This is a genomic window from Paenibacillus sp. J14, assembly GCF_000518465.1.
Taxonomy (GTDB): Bacteria; Bacillota; Bacilli; order Paenibacillales; family Paenibacillaceae; genus Fontibacillus; species Fontibacillus barengoltzii.
In genome coordinates this window covers 1-14,692 of record NZ_JADQ01000083.1, presented here as the reverse complement: position 1 = coordinate 14,692, position 14,692 = coordinate 1, and the positions used below count along the sequence as shown (strand labels likewise).

11 protein-coding genes are annotated in these 14,692 nt (G+C 51.1%); 9 read left to right on the top strand and 2 right to left on the bottom strand.

Annotated elements, in window-relative coordinates; all coding sequences use genetic code 11:
* On the bottom strand, nt 1–244 hold a 244-nt coding region (locus tag M891_RS0121080; protein ID WP_028540172.1), incomplete at its 3' end, for a transposase.
* Nucleotides 245–524: 280 nt separating this feature from the next.
* On the opposite strand from M891_RS0121080, the gene M891_RS0121075 reads away from it, so the two are divergent.
* On the top strand, nt 525–2,621 hold the full coding sequence (locus tag M891_RS0121075; protein ID WP_028540171.1) for a beta-galactosidase: 2,097 nt from the start codon (nt 525–527) through the stop codon (nt 2,619–2,621).
* A gap of 73 nt (nt 2,622–2,694) precedes the next feature.
* On the opposite strand, the gene M891_RS0121070 is transcribed toward M891_RS0121075, so the two are convergent.
* Nucleotides 2,695–3,201: a hypothetical protein gene (locus tag M891_RS0121070; RefSeq protein ID WP_016310776.1), complete on the bottom strand. Its 507-nt coding sequence runs from the start codon at nt 3,199–3,201 to the stop codon at nt 2,695–2,697.
* 388 nt (nt 3,202–3,589) lie between these two features.
* Between M891_RS0121070 and M891_RS0121065 the strand changes: the two genes are divergently transcribed.
* The 8 genes from M891_RS0121065 (at nt 3,590) to M891_RS0121030 (ending at nt 13,954) form a co-directional block, all read left to right on the top strand.
* Nucleotides 3,590–4,555: a glycoside hydrolase family 43 protein gene (locus tag M891_RS0121065; protein ID WP_028540169.1), complete on the top strand. Its 966-nt coding sequence runs from the start codon at nt 3,590–3,592 to the stop codon at nt 4,553–4,555.
* A gap of 286 nt (nt 4,556–4,841) precedes the next feature.
* Entirely contained in the window at nt 4,842–6,587 is a 1,746-nt protein-coding gene (locus tag M891_RS0121060; RefSeq protein ID WP_028540168.1) for an extracellular solute-binding protein, read from the top strand.
* Nucleotides 6,588–6,704: 117 nt separating this feature from the next.
* On the top strand, nt 6,705–7,676 hold the full coding sequence (locus M891_RS0121055; RefSeq protein ID WP_016310779.1) for an ABC transporter permease: 972 nt from the start codon (nt 6,705–6,707) through the stop codon (nt 7,674–7,676).
* Nucleotides 7,677–7,690: 14 nt separating this feature from the next.
* Nucleotides 7,691–8,626 (top strand): carbohydrate ABC transporter permease, encoded by a 936-nt coding sequence (locus M891_RS0121050; RefSeq protein ID WP_028540167.1) that lies wholly within the window; start codon nt 7,691–7,693, stop codon nt 8,624–8,626.
* Between the two features lie 10 nt (nt 8,627–8,636).
* On the top strand, nt 8,637–10,052 hold the full coding sequence (locus M891_RS0121045; protein ID WP_028540166.1) for a family 43 glycosylhydrolase: 1,416 nt from the start codon (nt 8,637–8,639) through the stop codon (nt 10,050–10,052).
* 91 nt (nt 10,053–10,143) lie between these two features.
* Nucleotides 10,144–11,091, top strand: coding sequence for an ArsR/SmtB family transcription factor (locus M891_RS0121040; protein ID WP_028540165.1), 948 nt, complete (start codon nt 10,144–10,146; stop codon nt 11,089–11,091).
* A 223-nt stretch (nt 11,092–11,314) separates the two neighbouring features.
* Nucleotides 11,315–13,069 (top strand): glycoside hydrolase family 2 protein, encoded by a 1,755-nt coding sequence (locus tag M891_RS0121035; protein ID WP_028540164.1) that lies wholly within the window; start codon nt 11,315–11,317, stop codon nt 13,067–13,069.
* A gap of 24 nt (nt 13,070–13,093) precedes the next feature.
* Entirely contained in the window at nt 13,094–13,954 is an 861-nt protein-coding gene (locus M891_RS0121030) for an MBL fold metallo-hydrolase (RefSeq protein WP_028540163.1), read from the top strand.
* Nucleotides 13,955–14,692: the final 738 nt, after the last annotated feature.

Here is a 14,692-nt window from a genome sequence, read left to right as displayed (position 1 = left end):
TCTCACCAAGTACTTTCATCGCTTTCTCGTATTTTTCTTCAATCTCTTGAAGTCGTTTGAGTTCTTGAAGGTGTTGGTCTGGCAGTGATGTATCCACATCTGTAATCTGATCTCGGTATGCTCGAATCCAGGTTCGAATGGTTTCTGGGTGCAGGTCATACGACCGGGCAAGCACCCCCACCTTAATCCCGGACAGAGCTTCTCTTACTACCTTTAAACGAAATTCATCTTTGGCTTTTCCCATAACTGAATCCTCTCCCTTATTTCCATTGTAAATCCTTGTAGGGGAGGACTCCAGTTTATTTAGGGGGCCTTAGGGAAAGTACATTTGGTATGAGACGATTGAGGCTAAAAAGGGTGGATTGGGCTGAATTCAACTGCACTTTTACATTTGAAAGGCCGCTATAAGGGGAATTTGGCGAAAATGGACTGCACTTTTGCATTTCGTAACGGTAGTTCGCTGCAAAGCACATGAGAATGACATCAACATCAATACAGATCAGAAACGGGGAGGAGTTATTTCGATGAGTAGAAGCTCAAAACCGATGAAGTTCCCGCCAATAAGCGACAAACTGCCGGTCTTTATGCACGGCGCCGACTATAACCCGGACCAATGGCTTCATGATCCGCAGGTGCTGGCCGAGGATATCCGGCTGATGAAGCTGGCCCATTGCAATGTGATGGCGGTGGGGATCTTCTCCTGGGCCTCGCTGGAACCGGAGGAAGGCGTATACCGGTTTGAATGGCTGGACCGCGTGCTGGACACGTTCGCCGAGAACGGCATCTACGCCTGGTTGGCCACGCCAAGCGGCGCCCGGCCGGCCTGGATGTCGGAGAAGTATCCGGAGGTGCTGCGCGTCGAGAAGAACCGGGTGCGCAACCTCCACGGCATGCGTCATAACCACTGCTTTACATCCCCGGTCTATCGGGAAAAAGTGACCCAGATGAATACCCGGCTGGCGGAGCGCTATTCCAGTCACCCGGCTGTGGTAGGTTGGCACGTATCCAACGAATACGGCGGAGAATGTCACTGCGACTACTGCCAAGACGCTTTCCGCGAATGGCTGAAACGGAAATACGGCACGCTCGAAGCGCTCAATCACGCGTGGTGGACGAACTTCTGGAGCCATACGTATACCTCCTGGTCGCAGGTGGAATCCCCGGCACCTCACGGGGAAATGATGGTGCACGGACAGAACCTCGATTGGCGTCGATTCGTGTCTGACCAGACGATCGACTTCTACAAGCATGAGATCCAGCCGCTCAAACGAATCAACCCGGACTTGCCCTGCACCGTAAATATGATGGACCTGTTCTACGGACTGGATTATCGCGAGTTTGCCAAAGCGGTGGATGTCATCTCCTGGGACGCTTATCCGATGTGGCATGAGGCTGAATCCGATGCGGGCGTAGCTTCCTGGTTTGCGTTTAACCACGACCTGTTCCGCTCCTTGAAGCAGAAACCGTTTATGCTGATGGAGAGCACGCCGTCGCTGACGAATTGGCAGCCAGTCAGCAAGCTGAAGCGGCCGGGCATGCACAAGCTGTCCTCGTTGCAGGCAGTAGCCCATGGGTCTGACACGGTTCAATACTTCCAATGGCGCAAAAGCCGCGGCTCCAGCGAAAAATTCCACGGTGCGGTCATCGATCATGTCGGCCATGAGCACACGCGCGTGTTCGCGGATGTTGCTTCGCTTGGCAAGACGCTGTCGGAATTAACGGAGATTCTGGGGACCACCGTTCCGGCGGAAGCAGCCATCCTGTTCGATTGGGATAACCGCTGGGCCATCAATGACGCCCAAGGACCGCGTAACAAAGGCATCCATTATGAAGAGACCGTCATGCAACAGTATCGCGCGTTGTGGGAGATGGGCGTGCCAACGGATATCATCGGCTCGTTTGACGACTTCAGCGGCTACAAGCTGCTGGTCGTACCGATGGCGTATTTACTCCGAGAAGAAACCGGAGCGAAGATGGAGCAGTTCGTCAAGAACGGCGGCACCTTGTTCGTCACGTATTGGTCCGGCATCGTCGACGAGAATGACTTGTGCCATCTGACCGGCTTTCCGGGGCCGCTGCGCAAGGCGGTAGGCGTGTGGGCGGAGGAAATCGACGGCCTGCATGACCATGACCGCAACGCGTTGATTCTGGAAGACGGGAATCCGCTGGGCTTGAGCGGGACGTATGAGATCCATGAGCTATGCGAGCATATTCACGCGGAAGGCGCTAAGGTGCTTGGCGTCTATCGCGATGATTTCTACGCAGGGAAGCCGGCTTTGACGCTTAATGAGCTGGGCCGAGGCCGAGCGTACTATTTGGCCGCTCGCGTCAGCGATCCCGCCTTCTACGAGGCGTTCTACGGCAAGCTCGTGCAAGATGCCGGCGTGCGCCGGACGCTGGATACCGATCTGCCAGCGGGAGTCACCGCACAGTTGCGCACGGACGGTCAGCACGATTACGTCTTCGTGCAGAATTTCTCCGGCCGCACCGCCCGCGTCGAGCTCGACCGCCGCAGCTACACCGATGCCGAAACCGGCCTAATCGTGAGCGGCTCCATCGAGCTGCCGATTAACGGAATCGCGATTTTGAAGCGGGAGGCTGTTCTTCAATCATCGTTATAATAATAAAACCCTATTTTCCATAACGCGGAAAGTAGGGTTTTATTTATGGCTTATGCACTAGGACAGCTGGAGCCTATTTTTCGGAAATCAATTTCATGAAGACTTGGACATTAAAGTCGTCATATTGCACCAGCCATCGCTCGTTTACGAAAGTCATCATCAACTCGCCTTCTAACGGAACTCGGTTGCTTTCGCGGCCTTCCGAGTTTGTCAGTAGTAGATTTACAGTGTATTCGATGGTGACATTGTTCTCGTCTTGCGCTTTAATGCGGGTTTGCAAATCATCAGGTTTGATGGACAGCTGCGTATCCGCAGCAACTCTTAAAGGTAAAATGGTGATTCGATTGTTAACCTGTTTTTCGTAAAACGATTCCGTTAAAAAAGGTTTGATCGCTTCGTTTCGCTTCTGAATGGATTCGGCAGACAACAGATCCTCAGTAAAGTCAACTTTATATTCGGTCGTTTTATAGGCTTCGGCTGTTTTCATCGCATCATCAGTTTTAGGCTGGGGTTCATTACAACCAGTGATGAGCAATAGGAAGCATGCCAGTATACTTATTAACCACGGGAGTTTTTGCATTAAATTCTCCCCTTTTTTTCGCTCGTATTAAATAAAATTTCCATAATTAACAATAAACGTTCTGCTTGGTGTTGTCAAATTAGGCTCGAAAATATTACTTTAATAGTTATTCGCTATTATTCTATTTAATCTCTGTAGAACAATATTTTAGTAGAAAAACGTTTAATCCGGATTAGCGTTTTTTAACTTAAGAACATGCTTAACAAAAAGCTTATGTCACTCAAGGATGTGCGGACATAAGCTTTTTTTTTTGCTTCTCCCCAAAATGTAAACGTTGACATTCGCTGGATAACCGATTATTGTGATGAAAACGAAGTAAAATGTTTGGAATAAAACAATACTTTGCTATTACTTTGAAATGAATCTCGTAATACTTAGGAGGGGAACTATGGGGAATCAAACGTTTGTAAATCCAATCCTGTCAAACGGTGCGGATCCTTGGGTCACCCGGCATCCCGATGGAAGCTATTACATGATGGTGACCTTGGGTAATCGCCTCGCCCTTTGGCACAGTCCAACCTTGAGCGGACTTGGCCATGTCCAGCCGAAGACCGTGTGGACGCCTGAGCCCAACGGCCCTTATTCCTACAACCTGTGGGCGCCGGAACTGCACTTCATCAATGGGCGCTGGTACATCTACTATACGGCGAACGACGGCGGCGGGGACGACACGCGACGCATTTGTGTGCTTGAATTGGCGGGCGATGATCCGATGAACGACGAGTGGCAGTTTAAAGCTGTGGTGAACACGAAGTTTGCAGGGTTGGACGGAACCGTCATTCAACATCAGGGGGAATTGTATTTCTTTTATTCTGGGTATGGCCATTTCCCGGATTACGGCTCAGCGATTTACGCGGCTCGAATGGCCAATCCTTGGACATTAACCGGTCCGAACGTATTGATTACTGCTCCGACGGAGCCGTGGGAGAAGCAAGGCGGGATGGCGATTAACGAAGGCCCGGTTTTGTTGCGGCGCAACGGCTGGATCTTCCTTGTCTTCTCGGCCAGCGCGACGTGGTCGGACGATTACGGTCTCGGCATGGCGCGGATCCCGGAGACCGCAGATCTGCTGGATGCGAAGTCCTGGATCAAGGAAGAAGGCCCGGTCTTTGCCAAAAATCCTTCCGCTGGAGTGTATGCGCCGGGACATAACAGCTTTACCGTATCTCCCGACGGCTCCGAGGACTGGATCGTCTACCATGCCTATGATTACTCGGAAGCAGAGCGGCCTCGCTCCGCTGGATCTCCCCGCAGCACAAGACTCCAAAAATTTGGTTGGCAAGCCAACGGGATGCCGGATTTCGGGATTCCTGTCGGCACCGGCATGCCTATTCCGCGGCCTGCCGGCGAATAAAGGGCGCGATATTAATTACAGTTTTTTTGAAACTAATAGTTTATTTTGAAACATCAAGTTATTTTATTAAAAAAATCGTGATCTTCTTAAATGAAAGCGTTGACATACCATCAAGCGCGGATTATAATCAACGCAAAGATACAAAATTATTGTAATAAAACAATAATATCATTTTTGGATGAGAGATTTGATGACAGAGGGGGTTGAACCGATCCGAAAAGGGCGATGAGTGCAAGCGGAAATATCGGGGGTTGTTGCGTTTGAAATCAATAATCGGGAGGTTCATATGAATAACAAGTCAAAACGTATCTTAAGTTTTCTGTTTGTTTTTATTCTTGCGGTCTCCATGATTACGGCTTGCAGCGGGGGCGGTTCGAAGAAGGCTGACGTAGGCAATAACACCAGCGAGAATGCTACCGAGGAGCCACAGAAGAAGGAAACCACGTTTGCCGACATCAGTCAGGATATTCGCGGGAATACATCTCCGACTCCAGAGCAAATCAACGAAGTGAATACGACGCTCAACGATACGTATCTGGGTGATATTTTTGATGAGAAAATTCCAAACGACTACTCTGCTTACCCTTTCAAAGAAGAAGTGACGCTGGATGTCTGGATGCCTGCGAATCGCAACATCCCGGATATGAACAACCACGCGATCCAGAAGCAAGTGGAGAAGCTGACGGGGATTAAAGTCAACTTCATCACTCCGCCGGTAGGGCAGGAAGCGGATGCCTTTACCTTGATGATGTCCTCCGGAGATTTGCCGGATATCATCATTGAGCCTGGCCGGTACCCTGGTGGCTTCGAGGCAGGCGTTAACGATGGGGCGTATTTGGATCTGACCGATTTGATGGAGAAATATGCTCCGAACTATTCGGCTTGGCGCAACTCCGATGAGACAAGAAGAAAAACGACGGTCACCGACAGCGGCAGACTGCTCGGCTTCTACGGCATTGCTCCTTACTCGGAGTGGATGTGGTTCGGGATGCTGATCAAGCAGGAGGCGCTCGATAAGATAGGGCTTCCAATACCGGAAACGATTGACGAATGGCATACCTTCTTGACCAAAGCGAAGGAAGTGGGATACAGCGAGCCGCTGAACTATGGATCCAACTATGGTCAGATCTTTACCGGGATCTTAAACGGTGCATATGGCGTATGGGATTGGACCTTCCTGGACAGCAACGGCAAAGTCGCCTGGGGTCCGGCACAACCCAAGGCCAAGGAATACCTCGCCATGATGCAGCAATGGAACAAAGAAGGGCTGCTTAACAAAGACTGGGCGACAGCGGACTTCAACCAAAGAATGGCCAGCGCCATTTCCGACAAAACCGCAGTCATGATGGACTCGCCGGACACGATGTGGAGCTACTGGAAGGAACAAAATGATATCGATTTTGTGGGAGCGCTGAACCCTGTGCTGAACAAGGGCGATAAATCTGCAACCACGTACAAGAACTTTAAACGGACAGGTACGGAAGCTGCCATCACGACCCAGTGTGATAACGTTGAAGCGGCCATGGCCTGGTTGGATTTCGCCTACACCAAGAAAGGCTGGGAGATCTATAACTACGGCGAATACGGCACGGTGCACCTGATTGATGAGAGCGGCAAGCCTTATTATCCGGAAAACAGCTATATGTACAACGACCCGGATGGACAGCCGGTAGCGGTAGCGCTTGATAAATATCGCAGACATATCTGGCCGGACATTCGCGACGAGCATAACTCCAACCCGCTGATCGTAGCGAAAGGCAGCTATTCCGGCGAAATTCGGAAATATTGGACCGAGAACATGGATACGAGCGCGGCGATGCCTCCGATTTCGTTTACGAAGGAGGAAGCTTCACGGGAAGCCGAGCTGGGGAACCAGTTGTCTACCCTCCGGGGTGAATATTTTGCCAAAATCATCAAAGGCGAGTTGCCGGTAGATGCGTACGACAAGTTCTTGGAAGAAGCGAAGAAGATGGGGCTGGACGAATTCCTGAGCATTCATCAGGCGGCATTGGATCGTTACAACAGCAGATAATCGCCGTTTGGCCTAAAGATTAAGCAGGTAATAACGAGGGTGACCGGGCTGGTTGAAGCTTGGGCCCCTCGTTATTGTTTCAGAGAATTCGGAATAAGAAGAGTAGGTGATGCGTTCATGGAGATCGTCCGTAAATCAAGGAAACTCGCTCCTTCCTCAGAGGCTCCGAAACCAAACCGAACCCGAATCCGGATCAAAAAAGATCTGCGAAAGAACTGGTTTGTGTATTTGCTTGCCATTCCAGTGGTCGCTTGGTTCCTGGTTTTTTGTTACGGTCCGATGTGGGGAGTGCTTATCGCATTTAAGGATTATAAGCCGTTGCTGGGGTTTGCTCAGAGCGATTGGGTAGGGTTAAAGCATTTTATCGATTTTTTTCAGGGGCCGTACTTCTGGAGGGTGACCAAGAATACGCTTCTCCTTAATGTGTGGGGGATCGTGTTTGGATTCACGGCACCGATCATTTTGGCGTTATTACTGAATGAGATTCGAGACGGAAAGTTCAAGAAAACCGTTCAAACGATTACGTACATGCCCCATTTTATCTCCTTGGTGGTCGTGTGCGGGATCATTCATATCTTTACGGCGGATGAAGGCATTGTTACCCAAGTGTTGCAATGGATCACAGGGAAGGATTATACCTCGCTGCTGGGATACTCCGGCTTTTTTAGGCCGATCTATACATTTTCCGGGATATGGCAGAACATCGGCTGGGACAGCATTATTTATCTAGCTGCGATGAGTTCGATCGATCCGGCATTGTATGAGGCGGCTGAAATTGACGGGATTGGTCGAGTCAAAAAGATGTGGTACATTACGCTGCCGCAAATTACGCCGATTATCGTGATTCTGTTTATTTTTGCGGTTGGCGGATTGATGGCGTCCGGATACGAAAAAATTATTTTGCTCTACAACCCGCTTATTTACGATACGGCAGACGTCATCGCCTCTTATGTCTATCGCAGGGGCTTGCGTGAAGCCAGTCTCAGCTTTTCCACCGCGGTTGGCTTGTTTAGCGCCGTGATCAACTTTGCGTTGCTGTGGGTAACGAACCGAATCGCCCGGCGCACTTCGGAAGTGAGCTTATGGTAGAAAGGGGGATGACCATGTCCAGTCGGAAAAAGCTGAGAAGACGAAAAAACTGGAAGCCGATGACGACCGGAGATCGCGTGTTTGAAGTCATGAACTACATTCTGCTCACCGCGATTACGTTAATTTGCTTCTATCCCTTGCTGCATATTTTGCTGGCCTCGGTCAGTAACCCGACAGCGCTGATGGCGCACAGCGGGCTGTTGCTGAAGCCGCTTGGATTTACGTTGGACGGATATAAGCTGGTCTTTAAAGACAACAGCCTGCTGGTTGGTTACAAAAATACGATCATCTACGTAGGTCTAGGTACGCTGGTGAATATGGTCATGACGATCATGGGCGCTTTTGTCCTGTCGAGAAAAGATCTCTATTTCAAAAACTTCATCATGATTCTGATTACGATCACGATGTTCTTTGGCGGCGGGTTGATTCCCTGGTTTCTGTTAATGAAAGATATCCATTTATATAACAACCTGTGGGCGATGATTTTACCGACGGCGCTCAACACGTGGAATATCATTATTTTAAGAACGAGCTTCCAGTCGCTGCCGGCGGAGCTGGAAGAGGCTGCAACGATCGATGGAGCAAGCCAGGCGGCCATCTTGATTCGGGTGATCCTCCCGTTGTCCAAGGCGACGTTAGCCGTTATTTTTCTGTACTATTTGGTGGGGAACTGGAACTCCTGGTTTAACGCGATGGTCTTGTTGAAGGATCGGGAGCTGTTTCCGCTGCAGCTATTAATGAAGGAGATTTTGGTCGCCAACGATTCCACGGCTACCACCATTGGCAGTGCGGGCGGCGTCGTCATCGACAGCGCCCAGAGCTCGACCGCCTTCCGGGAACTGGTGAAATATTGTGCGATCGTCGTATCCACGGTGCCGATTTTGTGCGTGTATCCGTTCTTGCAGAAGTATTTTGTTAAGGGTGTTTACGTCGGATCAATTAAAGGGTGAGTGAAGAGAGATGGAAACAGGAAAATTCGGAAAAGCGCTGTTGCCTGCCATTTGTCTGTTTCTATTGGCGCAGGTCGGTTGTGCCGGATCTGATGCTAAGGGTGACAAGCGGGATGATTTTTATAATTTACTGATGCAGGACGGGGCAGATCCTTGGATGTATAAACATACCGACGGGTATTATTACTTCACGAAAACCACCGGCAGTGACGTGACAGTATGGAAATCCGCCAGCATAACGGGGATGGATGGTGCTCCCCGGCGAGTGATTCCAACGGGCGGCCACAACATATGGGCTCCCGAGCTCCATTATATTCATGGGGCTTGGTATATCTACTGCGCCATGGATGACGGGGATAACGTGAACCATCGGATGTACGTAATGGAGAATACTTCGGCTGATCCTTTACAAGGCGTCTGGAAGCAAAAAGGGCAAATCACCGACACTACCAACCGTTGGGCGATCGATGGGACCGTTCTGCAGGTGAACGGGGAGCTGTATTTTATTTGGTCTGGTTGGGAAGGGAAGGAGAATATCCGTCAAAATCTCTACATCGCCCATATGAGCAACCCTTGGACAATTGACTCAGAGCGAGTGGAGATTTCCCGGCCGACTTATGCTTGGGAAACGAATCATTCGCCGCAAGTGAATGAAGGTCCGCAGGTGGCGATTCGAAACGGCATCATTAATCTGGTCTACTCGGCGAGCGGGAGCTGGACGAATGACTACTGTCTGGGATTAATTACGGCCGATGCGAACCGTGATTTGCTTGATCCGGCTTCCTGGCATAAAAGAGAGGAGCCGATTTTCGTGTCCGGCAACGGACTGTACGGCCCGGGACATCACTCCTTCACCACGTCACCTGACGGGACGGAGGATTGGATTGTATATCACGTGGCGAAATACAAGGATGCTGGCTGGAACCGGGAGGTACGGATGCAGCCTTTTACTTGGAACGCGGACAACACCCCGAATTTAGGGGTTCCGGCGGATCCGAACCTCCCGTTGTCTTTGCCATCCGGAGAGGTGAGCCGCGTCCGCTATGAAGCGGAGAAGGGGCAGCTTGGGGGCGGTGTGACTGTGCTGGAGAATCCTGAGGGCTCCGGCGGAAAAAGCGTTGGGCGGTTTGAGCAGAAAGACAGCTACGCGGAGTATTCCATCCAAGCTTCGGCAGGAGAGTACCTCTTGCTGGCGCGAACTGCAAACGGGAGTGCTGCCGGAGAAATGGCCTATTTTGACTTGAGCGTTGATATGGGGACTTCCGTTACCGCAGCGGTTCACCCGAAGGGGTGGAACAACTGGGGGGTGTCCACCGCCAAAATTCAGTTGAAGGATGGGGTGAACAAGCTGCGATTCACGAAGAATCGCGGGGAGTTTGAATTGGATTGTTTTGACCTGTTGCCGTTGAAGATCCCGGAATCGTGATAACTTTTATGAATCTTGATTTATTCCAGCTTTGTGTAGTAAAGTCAAGAAAGTAAGATCATTATTTGGGAATACGGATACGGAGGTTCCTATGCTGGAAGTCGGGATACACGAACCGGATAAGTTGGTTCAAGTGGCGCACGCGCTCTCTACACGGTCTCGCGTAGACATTCTTCGTCTGCTCAACACGCGGAGCATGAATATCATTGAGCTTGCCGAGACGCTGGAACTTCCGGTGTCTACGGTGGCAAACAACGTTAAGATCCTGGAAGCGGCCAAGCTGATTAATACGGAATTGCTTCCGGCCGTCCGCGGTGCGATGAAGGTGTGCAGCCGCAATTATGACGATATTCTCATCTCGCTGAACTCAAGCATCCGGACGTCCAAGGACGGGATGAAGTTCTACGAGGTTGAAATGCCGATCGGGCATTACAGCGACTGCGAGGTTCATCCGACGTGCGGTATGGCATCCAGTGAAGGCATGTTGGTTCGGGAGGATGAGCCGGCCAGCTTCTATCACCCCAAGCATGTGGGAGCGCAGATTTTGTGGTTTCGTAAAGGGTATGTGGAGTACCAGTTCCCGCTGGAAGTTCCGCAAAATGCGTGCATTCAATCGCTGGAATTGTCCATGGAAATGTGCTCGGAAGCCCCCAACTACGACAATGACTGGCCTTCGGATATTTCGGTATGGATTAATGGCGTTGAGATCGGCATGTGGACGAGTCCCGGGGATTTCGGGGATCGGCGCGGCACATTCAATCCTCCCTGGTGGGAAGATTGGATGACCCAATACGGCTTGCTGAAAACATGGCGAGTTGACCGCGAACGCACAACGCTCGATATGCAGAAGGTCTCCGACGTTACGATCGACGATCTGAACCTTGATCAACGACCAAGTCTGCGTGTACGGATCGGCGTTAAGCCGGATGCGATCCATAAGGGCGGTGTCAATCTGTTCGGCAAGCAGTTTGGCGATTATGATCAGGACCTAGTTCTTCAGATCGCCTACACCATGGATGAAGACACTGGTTCCATTTGAATAAGCTCTAATTTGACCATCGACTCCTTGGGGAGTCGGTGGTTTTTTTGTATCATAGGCACTTAATTCCAAAAAGTTCGTAAAATAAAAACACTTAATGTAATTAGAAAAATCTACTGAAAGCGTTGACAAAACAGAAGTTCGGGGCTATATTTAGCTTAAAAGATACAAAAATTATGTATTAAAACAAAAACAATAAACAAAGACTCGAAGGAGCGGAAAAATGACAAGTCAACCTTTACGTAACGAGTACCCCCGTCCCCAATTTGTCCGCGACGCTTGGATGAGTTTAAACGGTGAGTGGGAGTTTGAATTTGACGACCAAGGAATTGGTGAAAGAGACAGATGGTACGAGACACATGATTTCAGTCGGAAAATCAACGTGCCATTCTGCTATCAGAGCAAGCTGAGCGGTATAGGTGACCCGACTGTACACGACCAGGTATGGTACCGGAGAACGTTTACCGTACCTCAAGACTACAAGTCAGGCAGACTGCTCTTGCATTTTGGTGCTGTGGATTATGAGGCCAAAGTATGGGTGAACGGGCATCTGGTAGCGATGCATGAAGGCGGACATACTCCATTTACGGCGGATATTACGGATGTACTGGATGAAGGCGAGAATACCGTTGTTGTGAAGGCGACGGACCACAGCCGCGATGTTTCCCTGCCGCGGGGCAAGCAGTATTGGAAGGATCAATCCGAGAGCATCTTCTATACCCGCACGACTGGGATTTGGCAGAGCGTCTGGCTTGAGCCGGTACCTACGACGCGAATTGATCGCATTCGGTTGGTGCCGGACATCGACAAGAATGATATCGGACTTGAGGTGTTTTTGGCGGGACACAGCGCCTCCGTTAAAGCCAGCATGAAGGCGGTCATTACGTTTAACGGCGAATTTGTCACCGAGGATTGCTTCTCCGTAAGTCATGAGTCGGGTCGCCGGGTGATCCATTTGGAGGATTTTAACGATCATGGCTTGGGACGCTGGTGGACACCGGAACGCCCCAACTTGTACGATCTGGAGTTAACGCTGTTGATCGACGGTACACCTGTGGACAAGGTCCAAAGCTATTTCGGGATGCGCAAAATTTCCGTGGAATCCGGCAAATTGCACTTAAATAATCGCTCCTATTATATGAAGCTGGTGCTGGATCAAGGTTACTTCCCGGATGGCTTGCTGACTGCGCCAAGCGATGAGGACTTGCGGCGGGACGTGGAGTTGGTAAAGGCCATGGGGCTGAACGGGGTGCGGAAGCATCAGAAGATCGAAGATCCCCGTTACTTGTATTGGGCTGACAAACTGGGGCTGCTGGTGTGGGGGGAGATGGCGAACGCCTACCAGTTCACTGAGCAGTATGTCAGTCGGATGACGCGAGAATGGATCCAGGCGGTGGAGCGGGATATTAACCATCCTTGCATCGTGGCATGGGTTCCGCTGAACGAAAGCTGGGGCGTGACCAACATCATGATCGACAAGCAGCAACAGCACCACGCGGTATCGCTGTACCACCTGACCAAGTCGCTGGATCCCACGCGTCCGGTTGTTTCCAATGACGGATGGGAATTGGTGACCACTGACCTTGTGACGATTCACGACTACGAATGGCGCAAGGAGAAGTTGGAGGAGCGGTATGCAACCGTCGAATCGGCTTTGACTGCAGCTCCCGGGAATCGGGTGATTCTGGTACCTGGATTCCCTTACGAGGGACAGCCAATTTTGGTCACAGAGTTTGGCGGGATCTCCTTTAAGGTGAATGAATGGGAAGGCTGGGGGTACTCCGGTGCGGAGAATGAGGAGGATTTTGCGCTGCGCCTGAAGAATGTAATCGTACCGATGCTGCAATCTCCGGTGGTCCAAGGCTTCTGCTATACCCAGTTCACGGACGTGGAACAGGAAATTAACGGCTTGCTGACCTACGATCGTAAGCCGAAGCTGCCTCTGGAAACTATCCGTTCGATTGTGGCGGGAACCTAAAAAATCAAGGAGTACCCTTATCCAATGACCCAAAATCAGCGAACAGGCGCGGCATTGATTCGTGAGATCGCCCGGACGGAACCGCCGTACGGAACCTTGGCGGTGTGGTATCTCGGCCAGGAAAGCGTCATCGTCAAAGGGGACGGGATCACGATTTACGTAGACCCTTATCTCTCGGGCGATCTGGACGACGGTGATTGGCGGCGCGCATTTCCTGCACCGATTGCACCGGAAGAGATTGAAGGCGTACAGCTATGCCTGATAACACATGAACATGATGACCATATGGATGCGCGGACGTTGCCATGGCTGCATCGCAGCAGTCCCGAGGCGCCGATCGTTGCGCCGGCATGCTGCAAGCCAGCATTGCTAGAGATGGGCATCTCGGAGTCTGTGCTCATGACCGCCGACGATCGTCAGCCGCTGGAGCTCTTCTCCAAGCTGCGGGTAACGCCGATTGCGGCGGCCCATGAGCAGCTGGAACGGGATGCCGACGGCTGCCCCCGGTACGTTGGGTACGTTCTGGAGCTCAACGGCGTGACGCTTTATCATGCCGGAGATACGTTGGTTTTTCCGGAATTGATCAAGCAAGTGGGTGAGCTGAAACCGGACATCGCCCTGCTGCCGATCAACGGGCGGGACTACTTCCGCCAGCAGCGTGGAATCGTGGGAAACATGGATTATCGCGAAGCGGCACATTTCGCCCAGGAAATCGGCGCGGACACCGTAATCCCGCTGCATTATGACCTGTTTGCGGTCAATGCAGAGAAGCCAGGTCATTTTGTGGACTACCTGTATGAGCATTTCCCAGAGCAAAAAGTCCACGTCATGGCCCGAGCCGAGCGCTTCCTCTTCGTTTCCCCACGCGCTTTCCTGCTGGGCTAACCATGCAAAAAATAGCCGACCAGAAGATAATGATTGTGGCCGGCTATTTTTATAAGCAGGCGGTTGGAGGATGAGGCACAACTCTTGTGGAGGCCCCTTTCACACATTATCCCTCTTGATCAGGGAGAGTGTCTGTGTGTTGCTTTTGCACCATTATCCCGTTTGATCAGAGAGTCTCTTGTGGGGTGCTTTTTCATCACTATCCCTTTTGTTCAGGGGGCTCTTTGGGAGCCCCTTTCACGCATTATCCCTCTTGATCAGGGAGAGTGTCTGTGTGTCGCTTTTGCACCATTATCCCGTTCGATCAGAGAGTCTCTTGTGGGGGCATTTACATCATTATCCCTTTTGTTAAGTAGGATGTGGGAGGTGTACCTGTATGGGCGAACACGAAAACAGGAGGAAGTCGAGGCTGGATCCAAGAATAATCCGGAATCACATTCCAACCGTCTTGCCCACACGAAATCCACAATCTTCTCAGTTGAGTGCACCTGTTTCCCGTCAGCTGACCAAAGGGGATAATCCTCAAAGGAGGCTGGACAGAGGTGGGAGCTAGCTGAGCCTACTGTCTATGCCCCTGCTTCTCATCACCAAAGTGGATCTGTTCTACGGAACCTGATTGAAGGGGATAATCCTGCAAAGGAGGCCGGACAGAGGTGGGAGCTGGCTGAGAGCCAACCGTCCCTGCCCCAGCCCTTCATCTCGAAAGTGGATTTGCTCTACGTAATCTGATCGAAGGGG

Coding starts and splice junctions, on each gene's coding strand:
- M891_RS0121075 (WP_028540171.1), top strand. CDS start 525: ATGAGTAGAAGCTCAAAACCGATGAAGTTCCCGCCAATAAGCGACAAA.
- M891_RS0121070 (WP_016310776.1), bottom strand. CDS start 3,201: ATGCAAAAACTCCCGTGGTTAATAAGTATACTGGCATGCTTCCTATTG.
- M891_RS0121065 (WP_028540169.1), top strand. CDS start 3,590: ATGGGGAATCAAACGTTTGTAAATCCAATCCTGTCAAACGGTGCGGAT.
- M891_RS0121060 (WP_028540168.1), top strand. CDS start 4,842: ATGAATAACAAGTCAAAACGTATCTTAAGTTTTCTGTTTGTTTTTATT.
- M891_RS0121055 (WP_016310779.1), top strand. CDS start 6,705: ATGGAGATCGTCCGTAAATCAAGGAAACTCGCTCCTTCCTCAGAGGCT.
- M891_RS0121050 (WP_028540167.1), top strand. CDS start 7,691: ATGTCCAGTCGGAAAAAGCTGAGAAGACGAAAAAACTGGAAGCCGATG.
- M891_RS0121045 (WP_028540166.1), top strand. CDS start 8,637: ATGGAAACAGGAAAATTCGGAAAAGCGCTGTTGCCTGCCATTTGTCTG.
- M891_RS0121040 (WP_028540165.1), top strand. CDS start 10,144: ATGCTGGAAGTCGGGATACACGAACCGGATAAGTTGGTTCAAGTGGCG.
- M891_RS0121035 (WP_028540164.1), top strand. CDS start 11,315: ATGACAAGTCAACCTTTACGTAACGAGTACCCCCGTCCCCAATTTGTC.
- M891_RS0121030 (WP_028540163.1), top strand. CDS start 13,094: ATGACCCAAAATCAGCGAACAGGCGCGGCATTGATTCGTGAGATCGCC.